The sequence below is a fragment of the Desulfoluna butyratoxydans genome (assembly GCF_900699765.1).
Taxonomy (GTDB): Bacteria; Desulfobacterota; Desulfobacteria; order Desulfobacterales; family Desulfolunaceae; genus Desulfoluna; species Desulfoluna butyratoxydans.
On sequence record NZ_CAADHO010000013.1, the window covers coordinates 118,759 to 129,724 of the forward strand.

Here is a 10,966-nt window from a genome sequence, read left to right on the forward strand (position 1 = left end):
GGGGTTGGAGGGGGTATCCCCTTCTCAGTCGGTTATGCCAGCTCTTCGCTGAAGGAATGAAACCCTTTCATGTCGGACATGGTGACCGTCTGATCGATCTCATCCAGCACCCAGCCTTCGGGGCCCCTGATGAATTTCCACAACTCGACAAACCCTTCCGAAGTTTCTTTTTTGCCCGAAATCAGCTCCCCGCTGGTGGTGTCGATGGTGTAGTCGACCATGCGGCCCTTGATATGGGCCCAGAACCTGTCCCGTGAATCGTCTTTGTAGTCTGCAACTTCGACGATTTTGGCCTCTTCAAGGTTGATCCCTTCGAGGATGTTCTGCCTGTTCTGGGAGATCATCATGTCGGTCTGTGTTTTGTGCTTCAGGTAGAGCCGTTCGCTGATGTAGTCCCGGGCTACCTCCTGATCGCGCTCCATCCACGCTTGTTGAACCTTGAAAAAGGCAACCTCCACCCGTGATTTGATGTTGGACATGTCCCAGGAGGCATCATGGGCGGCGAGCTGCTCGATGAGGCCCTTACATTGCTTGTTTTTCTTGACAAGCATGGTGGTCGTGATGCCGGAGTACATCATGAAAAATGGCGCCAAAAGAATGCCCCAGATGCTAAATCTTCCTCCACCACCGCCCCTGGAACTGCTGAACCCACCGAATCCGCCGCCACCTCCGGCCCGTGCCATGGCCTCCTCGGGAAAAACGCCCAAAAGGAACAGGGTTCCGCATACAATCAATGCCGCCAGGATATAGTGGTGTGTTTTTATCTTAAAATTCATGGTGTCCTTGTGTTGATATGTTGTTGGCGTCAGCCCTCACAGCGACGCAAATAATCACCAATAGTCAATTCCAGCGCGACAATTGAGCACAATCAAGAGTAAAAAACAATGATAAAAATAACAAGGCAGACGCCTGGTTAGAAATGCAGGCAGGAGGTCTCAAGGAATGGCGGGCAGGGAAGGGGGGGGAACATGGCTCTGGCCAAGGGATAAGCCCGTGCCGGTGACCGTCAGGGAGGTGAGACCCTCTGGGGTTTTCCGTTGGCCAGATTTGGAAAAAAAATAAGAATAGGTCTTGATTTTCTCAGGTGGGGTTATTCAACAAGGAGCCCACAAGACCAATGAAGTACGTGATGAAAATAATGATTTTTGTCGGCTTTTTGAAGTGAGGGCTTTTCCACAGCCCATAGAGCCCAAGTGGAAAGAAAAAAATCAAAAGCAGAACCACTTTCCAGTCATGATCATACCAATTGGTGCCGCTGTCGATGCTTTCTGGATGGGTCTCCGGGCCGTTTTCATGCTTTTCGGCTACCTCACGAGCCAGGCTTTCAATCTGCTCCCTTGGCATGTCAACCATGTCTTCCAACACATCAATGACACTGTCGATGGACTCTTTTCGCTCATTTTCCAGTTTCTGCTGCTGATCTGTTTGTCTCACTTTTTCAATGATCTCAGCGGTAATGTCCTGGGTGTTATCTTTGCTACCAAACATAGTGAGGCTTGTCTTTCTGCTTTTTATGCACGTTGATCCTGATGACAATGTCCCTGAACGCATCACGTTAAAGGGTTGGCGAGCCTGCAGGCTACATGGACGCCATTGGATAGCCTGGATGGTTCCTTACCTTTTGATCTCTATAATTGCAAGTGAGTATTAGTGGCCGTAGGCAAGCGGGTCAGGCAAACCAAGTGCATCAGCGCCTGGTATCCTTTTAGCGGTCATCCTTTGTCCAGGAAGCAAGGGTGTTGCTGTAAAACATCTTGAGGACCTTGGGGGTGCCTCCAAGGGTTCTGCGCAGTTCATCAACAAACATGGCCGGGGCATACCCTTTCCGAAAGGTGGTGTTGTACCCGGTTTGAATCAGGTAACCATCTTCGTGCCTGCCGATGATCTTGTATTTGTGCTCCACTGGCCACACTCCCTGGACCGTGAGGTACGCGGTTCCCTCGGGCTGGAGGCACCCCTCAATGCATCGGTAGGCTTCGCCGCGATCTTCAGGAGGCAGGACATTGAGGACATAACTGGCGATGATGACATCGTACGTTCGTTTCAGAACCTCCCTGTCCGGGTAAAAGTTGGGATCATAGTCCGCCACGTCACGGGCTCCTGCAGCCAGCAGGTCCTTGCGGGCCATGCATTCCCGACCGGTTCCCAGGTGCAATACTGTGCGGCCTTTCACAAGGCCCTTGTCGCATAGGTATCGAAGGGGTTGGGATGATCGCCTGGAATGGTCGAGGGCCGTGAGCCTGGAAGCGGTGACCATGGGGGCGTGGGCATGGGAGGCCATGTTTGCAAGGTCTGCTGCCAGGGCCTTTTCTATGCGCTCAAGGGGGACGGACCAGTGGCCCGTTGCCGGTGAAAAGGTGCATTGCCTGGCATGAGATGCATGCACCGTATAGGTACCATCCCGTCCAGGGATGATGTTCCATCCAGCCTTGAGCATCCGCTGTGACAGTTTCATGGGTGGTGGCTGATCCTTTCCGGGCCATGTGCCAGCCCGTTGCTCCACCTCTTTACCACAGCATCTCGTGCAATAAAACCGTATGGGGACAGGCTCTATTAGCTCTTTACCTTAGCTGCCTTGGCAGTCAAACAAAGCGTTCAGAGCCGCAGGCACGTTGGAGTACATGATTTTCTTCGAAAAGTGAAATGGCTTCACGTCAATTTTCGCTTCTTCGAACATGTTTATGGATCCGGCAGGGACATATCCCTGGCCATTGAATTTAAACACCCGCATGGTGGGATTCAACGTGATATACGCGTCATAGGATACCTCTGAACGATACTGTGTGTCCAAGGCAAGGATTTCATTACCGCTGTCTGCGTCGATGTCTCCATAAAACAGATACGTTATGCCTGATGAAAAGAATTTAAATCCCTCCTTGGAGAAGGGACTTGAGCCAGGCAATGACAGAACGGGCTGAAAGGATAAGTCCGGCAGAATCGACACAAACAGGTCTGAGGATGAGCTCAGGTGGCCGGACCCTGCCAGCACAGACCACAGGTTGACATGGATCCCCTTTTTGCCCCCCGGTATCTCAAATGATTCTATGACGCCGTCCATCTCGGAAAAGTGGCCGGGATATTCGGTATACGATGTCAGACGATCGGTGATGTCCATGGAAGACAGAACCGCAGGCGAGTCCCCGGATATGTTTACGGTGGACAGGTAGACGGTATGGCCCTTGTCTTCAGGATGGGGGCCGGTCTGGGTTGCCGCATACAGTACGACCACCACATCTTCAGATACCTGGCTTTTTGCGTATATCTGAACCCTTCGATCCATTTTCTTGGCATCTGCCTGGGCGATGTCACTGGAGGGCATGTTGAGTAACAGGAACGTCTCAAGGTCCGGTTCAGCAAAAACGGTGTGAACGTTCAAGACAAAGATCAGAGTGAGAATGAGTCGTTTCATTATGCCTTTCCCTGAGAGATAAGCTTCATTCCCAAATAAAATATGTGAAAGCCTTGCCGATTTTGTACCTTTAATCGCTATACTTAAGGGGTATTGCCGTTTTAATCTAATTCGAAGGTATTGTGAGGATAAGATGAATGAAGGCAAAGAGTATCCACCAAACGATATAAACTCCCTTCGTAAATTTTTTTTTACCTCGTCGAATGATTGCGACGGGTACCCCTATGAGGCACAAAGGAAATAGAATTACCACTATCCAAAGAGCAATGAAATCTCCTACTGCAAAATTGACGCTCTCACGGGCTGTTGATAAACAATAAAGTGAGGGGAAAATGATAAGGGTCATTGCAATTAGATTTTTTCTAATCCCCTTTTTGCTGCTGATGTCATTTTTTAGGGCTTCCCGTTTTCGCTGTTCTATTACATCAAGAGCAAGATCCTCAATTTGATCTCTTGGTATATCAACCATGTCTTCCAGTACATCGATTACACTGTCGATGGTCTCCTGCGATTCGTTTTTTGCTTTTTGTTGCCGGTCTAAGTTCCTTACTTTTTCTATTATTTCTTCGGTTATGTCCTGGGTCTCTTTTTTGTTGGCAAACATAATTGAAACAGAATCCTCTTCGTGTACAGAAAAATTGATGGCTTGATTGTTATTGTCGGGATGTTGCATTGCAGGGACCCAGAGATAAGACCCTGATACAGATTTATGCCTTTTTTACTCAATTGTCATGTATTTCTTAGCTAAAATAGCTACATTATACGTTTCAAATGAATCAAGGTTGAAAATACTATCGATCCTCTCATGTTCATGTTTACAACTGCCTCGACATCAACTGGTCCGGCATATGGTCTCACTGACCTGTTTATTACATGTGTTACTACTCATACCCTTCGTATAATGGTTTTTCAATTTAAAAAACTGCCTAAGCCCTGGGAAGGAACTTTAGACAGCTTGCGGGGTACGAGTCGCGGTGCGGTCTGTTTTAATGAAACCGATTGCCAGATTGCCACTCATGAATGATGGCATATGGTGCTACTGCTCTAAAATAACGGTGAAAGTATCTCGCTTGTGGGGACGGTTTGCATGGGGGACGAAATGCGTGACATGACCTATCGTGATCATCGATGATTTCAATAGGTGGGTGACGTTATGTAGCGTCTTGAAGACGCCAAATGAAATGCGAAATGGTTCTATTCTCAATATTTGATGGAACTTCTTTGATGTAAGTAGCTCCAATTTTCTTATAGAAATTTCTTGAATTGGGATCAGCAAGAATTTGGATCTGTTCCCACTTGTGTGTTGCGGATTGATTTGAAAGATGAGCTTCCGTAGCCCATACCAATGTATTCAGGTCTAATAAAAATATGATCCAGCCCACTACTGTCCAAAATAGCCTCCCAAAGGGTGATTTTCTTCGAGAGGCCCCTGTGGTTACTGGATGTTGTTCAATTCTTAAAAAACAGGCCCCATTTTCTGGCTGCTGTCCAACTCACGTAAATGGGAGCATTAACTGTACTGACATAGGCTCAAGTGGCAGCACATCATATGGCTGATCTATCCAGGCCCACAAATCCCTGTGTGTAAACAGGTTCCACCTCAAAAAGGCAACCAGATTTGACAGTGACCAGCCAAACTTTGATTTTGCCTGAAGGAACTTGGTGATCAACATAGCGATAAGTGCTGTCCAAATCTGTATCATCAGGGCATTTTCTGAGGTTCCAACGAATGTTTTGATCCGCAGATTCTGCTTAATCGCCTTATAGAACAGCTCAATTTGCCATCGGTCCTTATAAATGGCTGCAATAGTCGTCGCCCCAAAGGTCATATGATTGGTCAGCAGCTCAATGTACCTGTCATTGTCCTTATCGAAGACGACAATTTTTCGAAGCCGGTGTGGACATTTTTCATCAGACTTCTTATCTGTTAACTCAATATCTTCGTCACTGATAATATTTCGCTTTTTTGGAACCGCCCTTGTTTCAACGACTCGATATGCGGCATTGCTTTTCGTTCTTGTTACAAAATGGACATGCTCCTCAGTCCATCGACAAAACAGCTTGTAATCGTTGTAGGCTCGGTCCATTGCCACTATTGACTCTGGAGCGATATTCAAATTTCTCGCTACGGTGACATCATGCGTGCCACCTGTTGTGATATGTACAAAACTTGGCAGGTAGCCATCATGGTCTAAAAGGAGATGCAGCTTAACTGCACCTTTTGTTCTTCGAAATTTTGCCCATGGAAACAGCCTCAGGCAAAGGGAAATCGTTGAACTGTCAAGCGACAATAATTTGTTCTTAAATCGAAACTTATGCCTGGTCGGTGCAAGATCCTGACATTTGCCAAGGGTTTCATAAAAGAGACTTCTATACATCTCCCAGGGCCGTTTCTGGTTTGCATATGACAGTGTCGACTTGCTTGGGGATTGTTTCATTCCAAGGTGCCTCAACTTGCCATTGGCTGAGGCTAAACCACCAGATATTTCTCGGAGGCTTTTTGCTTGAGCTATTTGGCAAAAAAGCATGGAAACAAAATGGTCTCAGCATTTAAAGCCTTTTGCGTTTCTTTCTGCGTCGTGGTTTGAGACTAAGCGGGCAAATTGGTTACGATCAAAAAAACCTACGATTTGACTGAAAAGGCTGGCATGACGTACCATTGATATGCTCCTTGTTTGGCGAGGTCTTTGTTGACAAACTTAACCATGCCTTATAAGGACCTTCTTTTCAAATTCTCACCGGTTTACTTCCGGTTAAATCCTATCTTGGACAACAGTGGATCCAGCCATGTTCCAGGTAGCATGGTGAACTCTGAAAGAGTGGTTTTAGTCTGAAGGTTGATAACAGAATAGAATCCCCTGATACCAGAGTCTTCAATAATGAAGACATGATTTTTTTGTATATACTCAGGTGTAATCGTTAGCTCTGTGTTCCATATGTCAAAATAGTGATCGGGATAATTCCAGTGTCTTTTCGAGCCAAATGAAACTTCGGTTAATTCATTCGAATCGTCTGGGGTTGCTTTTCTTATAGCCATGGGAAGAGCACACTTTGTGCGTCCAACTTGGGCGTGATCCCTTGAGAATAAGGGCTGCTTCTTGCGTTTTGACATTGAACACTCTGAGACAGTTGATTGGACTCTATTGGTGAAATTTTAATTTATTTTTTCAAAGAGTAATGGGATTCCACCCTCTTTTGTTAATATAATCGATCCATTGTCCTGGATCTGGCAGACAATTTTTGCGTCGTCTGATTTGAATATTACTATATTTGCCTCTTCGTTAACGATCGACAGCTTGTGAGAAAAGGATTGGCCTAATCCAACACCAGAGTATATTCCCTTATCAAAATCAAACTTGACAGTCATTAAATCGTTTTTCCAATTACCATTCAGTTGGTCGTGGATAGCTGGTGGTTTACTATCGCAGCCTACTACTAATGTTGTAATGAACATAATTAAGCAAATGAATTTTACAACACTATGATTCGTCGATGAATTTAATCTTGCCATGATCTACCTTTTAATGGTTTTTTGAGTTGAGCCTCAGGGCTGTGCATTAAATAGAGTCCAATCAAATGTCTTGGGCGTTTTGTCATGTATCACCAAAATATGAAGCATGACATTTTACTTTTATAGACTTAAGAGTCTTTACGCGGATAATATTAAATTTTCAATATAGAAATATTTGTTTAGACCTACGAGAGAACTTTGATTAATGCTATAGGAATTGTCTCAAGAAAAATGCTACAATTGCTATATTAATAAAATTTGATTTGAATTTCATTGTTTTCGATAGGTCATTTTACATGAGATATTCAGAGGTAGTGTTGTGAGAAATCGCTCGGGAGAAGAGTTTTTTGCCTCATACTCTTTTGTGTAAAATGTGCGGAACCAGTATAGGATAGCCAATCAATTTGACGACGCTTTTTAAAGTTTTATTCTTGTGTGCTTCTGACAAAATTCAGAATTTGGGTTCCTATGGGGGGGGATATTATTGGAAAACCATGACACCAAATCTCCTCCATACCGGATATGCAAATCGGTTAATAGCGATATGGAAAAAGAATATGGATAATTTCATTTTGTCGAATATGTAGGTTTTTTTCCCCTCGATTTGTCATTGCTTAGATCAGGCGGCCCAGGGGCGTGCAGTTTTTTGCACGCCCCTTGATCAGTATTGTTACGGAATCTTTATAGCCGTCACAATAAGGCTACTGGTAAAGCTATAGCCGTACCCATATCCATAGCCACCATAACCGTTATCTTGGTTTCCACCTGATTTAGTCCTATATTTAAAATCGTATGATCCTGATGTTATTGGTGTTACTGAAACAATTCCATAACCTTCCTGATTTAGGGTGCTTATAGCTTCTGACAAATCATTGGCCAATCTCTCGCTGTCAATACGGCAATCTGACCAACCCGTTTGCTCCCATTTAGTTTCTTTGCGTGTAATGTCTTTTTCTCCACCAAAGAACCCTTTCTTTTTTTCACCAGTTGGCACGTTAACCGTTATATTTTTCCCTACGGGCTCAAAAAAAGCTGGTACGTGAACTACTTTATTCAATCTATTCTCCTTTACTCGAATAACGCAACGCTCTGAGGTGTCAAATGGTGGCGCGAAGATCTTGCGCGTCTTATTGACGTCCATTGCAGCGTGTTGATGCGCTTAATATCTTAATACCCCTAAGTTAAAAGACTTTGCTTTCAATACTTATATTTTTGGGGCAGTCGAACAGTTTTTTACCACGGTCCTGCACTCCAAAATCGTGTTTTAAGTCATACTCCTGATATTTCAATTTTTCAATTTGAAATACTGGTTAATCTCTGAGAGGGAACGTTGAGGGGAAAAATGGCTCGCGTCTTGACATTGGACAGAATTATCCCGCTAAGGGATAAAAGCTATCATATATAATCTTTCGTTATTTAGTCGGAATGTCAGATGGTAAAACGCCCTGGGAAAGGCAATCTGCTAAGGGGCATGCCATAAAGATGCCTTTGGATAGAGTTAAGGTGGAAACCCGATCCAAAAGTTACATGGATATTCTTGATTTCGATCCCTTTTTCTTTAATCCCACCAATTGAATAATCCTTCACCCAAGGTTTTCGGCTTCCAGCGTTTGATATCGTAGTTATGCAGATATGGCCTGCTTGAGAATGGACCATCAAGTTCCTTTTTTTCCAATACCTCGATACCATAGCTTTCACGGAGACTGCTTGCCAGGCCAGAATGATCCGTGAATTCGAGCCCCCATGTCATGGGGTGGAACGTCTTAGCAAATGCCCAATCATCATTGATTGAGCACAACACAAATAGTGTAAGGCCATGTGGATGACTTAGTTGACACGCGTGGAAGTTGGGGGTGATGCTGGCCTTATGGAATGTGCCAACTGTCATGCCCTGCGCTTGGGTAATGCTGTAAATAACCTTTTTAAAGTTCGGCATGTTCATGATGGTTAGCTGATAATACTGGAATTCACCGGGTGTGCGACGAGGACCGACAACGGTGAATAGGTTAAACTGTTTGAGAGCCGGAATCGCTTGGAAGCGCCCAGCTGTATGCCTGTCCGGTGCAATGACTTGTGTACGTCCGGCATGGGGACAATTTTATGCGGTGATCCGGAAGTTTAACCCGGAAGTCCTCTGTGCGTGAATCATTCTGATCAAACAACGGTTTAGCATAAGCACTAGTCTAAGGCAAGGGAGGCGTCGTGTGGTTCTGTCTGGAGGAGATGGAGAAGAGCGGAATTACGAGCATCAGTGAGAATGGCCGGAGGGAGTGGTCACTCTATGGCAAATTTACGAGCCGACGGACAGACAAACCGACAGGAGTCAGGGGGGCGTATTGATTCAAGCTCGAAGGGTGGGAAGCAGGGCGTTCAGAGTCACCAGCTTACAAGAGCAAGTCTCTGGATGAGTCAGCACAACATGACGAAGTCCAGGATTCGAAGAGATATGGTAAATGCTGCGGTTGTGGAAAGAAAGATCGCGTTCTTATCCCCCTCAAGGGGCACTCAAAAGAGTTCGGGAAGGCCTGTTCGACTTTGCGGTCAGATAGCAGCGCAGGATGTGGCAACACAGTCAGTGTTCGAGCAGGAGTCAGCAGAGGCCATGGTAGGTGTAGGACCGCTTCATGGACGGAGTTCCGTTTGGAAACGAGCCGTGAGACACCCCGAGGTAATCGCTGAATGTTTCAGAAGACCCTACATATGCCCAACAACCTCAACAATTTCTACAACCAATACAAGTAGCCAAGCAAAAATAGCCAAGCCAGTAGCTGCTGCTGCGATATCTTTGATGATCCCGATTTTGTCATGATACTCGGGATGGATGAAGTCACAAATGGCTTCTATACTGGTATTGAACATCTCAGCACTCAACATAAATACCGTAGCCAATACAATAATAGACGCATCTAAGGCACCATTGTAAATCACAACAGGTATTAAAATGACAACCGAAATCATAAACTTGTGCAAAACAGAAAAATCAGATGCAGAATAACGCAAACCTTGCATAATCACCCTGAACTTACGAAGAGGATTATATCCCTCCTCCCCTGTGCCTAACAGCTTATTTTTCATCTGAGAACCCCCGAGTTTATGAGATATATAACGATGCCAGTCCATATTGATGCTACCAATACGCCTGCTATCACATCACTGGGGAAATGAACTTGAAGATACATCCTGGAGATCCCAACCATGACAGCAAAGCTTAAAAACAGTGATGCGAAAGACGTTTTAAAAGAGGTATCCAGTGAGTAAACTAATAGTGACAACATCAATGCAAAGGCAAAAGCCTGTGTCGTATGCGCACTTGGATATGAAGAATCATAAGGCATAGTCGTCATGTTTTCAAATAGTTCAGGTCTTGGCCGCTCTATGAGGGACTTCATGATATAAGTCGTGGATACTGCGCCTATAAAGCCTATATTGAACACAATGGCAGCCATGCGATAACCATAGAATATCAACCCTGTTGTTATGCCAGCCACTGTGGGCAACAACATCCAAAGTGATCCAAGACAAGTAATAAGAATAAAAAACGAGTTTAGAGTCAAACTTTCTATAGAGTCAAACCATGCAAGAATCTTTTCATCAAATCCTGTAGTAATATTTTTATTTACTATAATTGTGAGTATAATTAAAAAAATCACGTTTATAATAATAAAAAAATGCATTTTATACCTTTGTGCATACCCCACCGACTGAAGTCGGTGGCTTAGGGTTGCAACCATCCGGACCACTACAGGCACTACGTAACATGAAAATCATCGTCCGGTTCAGCTGGCGTCTGATGCTTGACGTACACCTGGGCGTGGTTTTGGTTGATTGAAACCTTCGTAGATCAGGCTGAGAGTGCCGTCGGTGTTGCCCAGGACCGGTTCAATGGTGACATACGTCTGCTATTTCAGAATATAATCTTGTCTTGGGGTATCCCCCTGTGTCAGGGTAGTTGTCGCCTCGTATGAAATTGTATAAAACAAAGCGAGGCGGATTTGGAAAAGTTATGAATCACTATTCCCCAGCATACAAGGCAGAGCTCATTCAAC

The 10,966-nt window shown here is 44.9% G+C and carries 10 protein-coding genes and 1 pseudogene; all 11 read right to left on the minus strand.

The genetic code is table 11. The annotated features are described in order from the left end of the window. Positions 1 to 32: 32 nt before the first annotated feature. The gene (locus MSL71_RS24125; RefSeq protein WP_180146309.1) at positions 33 to 776 is read right to left on the minus strand and encodes a Tim44 domain-containing protein; all 744 of its coding nucleotides are present in this window, start codon (positions 774 to 776) and stop codon (positions 33 to 35) included. Positions 777 to 1,080: 304 nt separating this feature from the next. Beyond that, a complete protein-coding gene (locus tag MSL71_RS24130; protein ID WP_180146312.1) occupies positions 1,081 to 1,488 on the minus strand; it encodes a hypothetical protein in 408 nt (135 codons plus the stop codon). Between the two features lie 217 nt (positions 1,489 to 1,705). Further along, on the minus strand, positions 1,706 to 2,455 hold the full coding sequence (locus tag MSL71_RS24135; RefSeq protein WP_180146315.1) for a class I SAM-dependent methyltransferase: 750 nt from the start codon (positions 2,453 to 2,455) through the stop codon (positions 1,706 to 1,708). A 111-nt stretch (positions 2,456 to 2,566) separates the two neighbouring features. Further along, complete coding sequence (locus tag MSL71_RS24140) at positions 2,567 to 3,409, minus strand: hypothetical protein (protein WP_180146318.1); 843 nt, start codon at positions 3,407 to 3,409, stop codon at positions 2,567 to 2,569. Between the two features lie 106 nt (positions 3,410 to 3,515). Then, a complete protein-coding gene (locus tag MSL71_RS24145; RefSeq protein ID WP_180146321.1) occupies positions 3,516 to 4,082 on the minus strand; it encodes a hypothetical protein in 567 nt (188 codons plus the stop codon). An 820-nt stretch (positions 4,083 to 4,902) separates the two neighbouring features. Continuing rightward, a pseudogene (locus MSL71_RS24150) lies at positions 4,903 to 6,069 on the minus strand (IS4 family transposase). Positions 6,070 to 6,563: 494 nt separating this feature from the next. Further along, the gene (locus tag MSL71_RS24155) at positions 6,564 to 6,776 is read right to left on the minus strand and encodes a hypothetical protein (protein ID WP_180146325.1); all 213 of its coding nucleotides are present in this window, start codon (positions 6,774 to 6,776) and stop codon (positions 6,564 to 6,566) included. An 814-nt stretch (positions 6,777 to 7,590) separates the two neighbouring features. Beyond that, positions 7,591 to 7,977 (minus strand): hypothetical protein, encoded by a 387-nt coding sequence (locus MSL71_RS24160; protein WP_180146328.1) that lies wholly within the window; start codon positions 7,975 to 7,977, stop codon positions 7,591 to 7,593. A gap of 501 nt (positions 7,978 to 8,478) precedes the next feature. Then, a complete protein-coding gene (locus MSL71_RS24165; RefSeq protein WP_180146331.1) occupies positions 8,479 to 8,862 on the minus strand; it encodes a hypothetical protein in 384 nt (127 codons plus the stop codon). A 752-nt stretch (positions 8,863 to 9,614) separates the two neighbouring features. Continuing rightward, positions 9,615 to 9,995 carry a diacylglycerol kinase gene (locus MSL71_RS24170; protein WP_180146334.1) on the minus strand — a complete coding sequence of 127 codons (381 nt, stop codon included), beginning with the start codon at positions 9,993 to 9,995 and terminating at the stop codon, positions 9,615 to 9,617. After that, the gene (locus MSL71_RS24175; RefSeq protein WP_180146337.1) at positions 9,992 to 10,651 is read right to left on the minus strand and encodes a phosphatase PAP2 family protein; all 660 of its coding nucleotides are present in this window, start codon (positions 10,649 to 10,651) and stop codon (positions 9,992 to 9,994) included. The genes MSL71_RS24170 and MSL71_RS24175 overlap by 4 nt, the downstream gene beginning before the upstream one ends. Positions 10,652 to 10,966 lie beyond the last annotated feature (315 nt).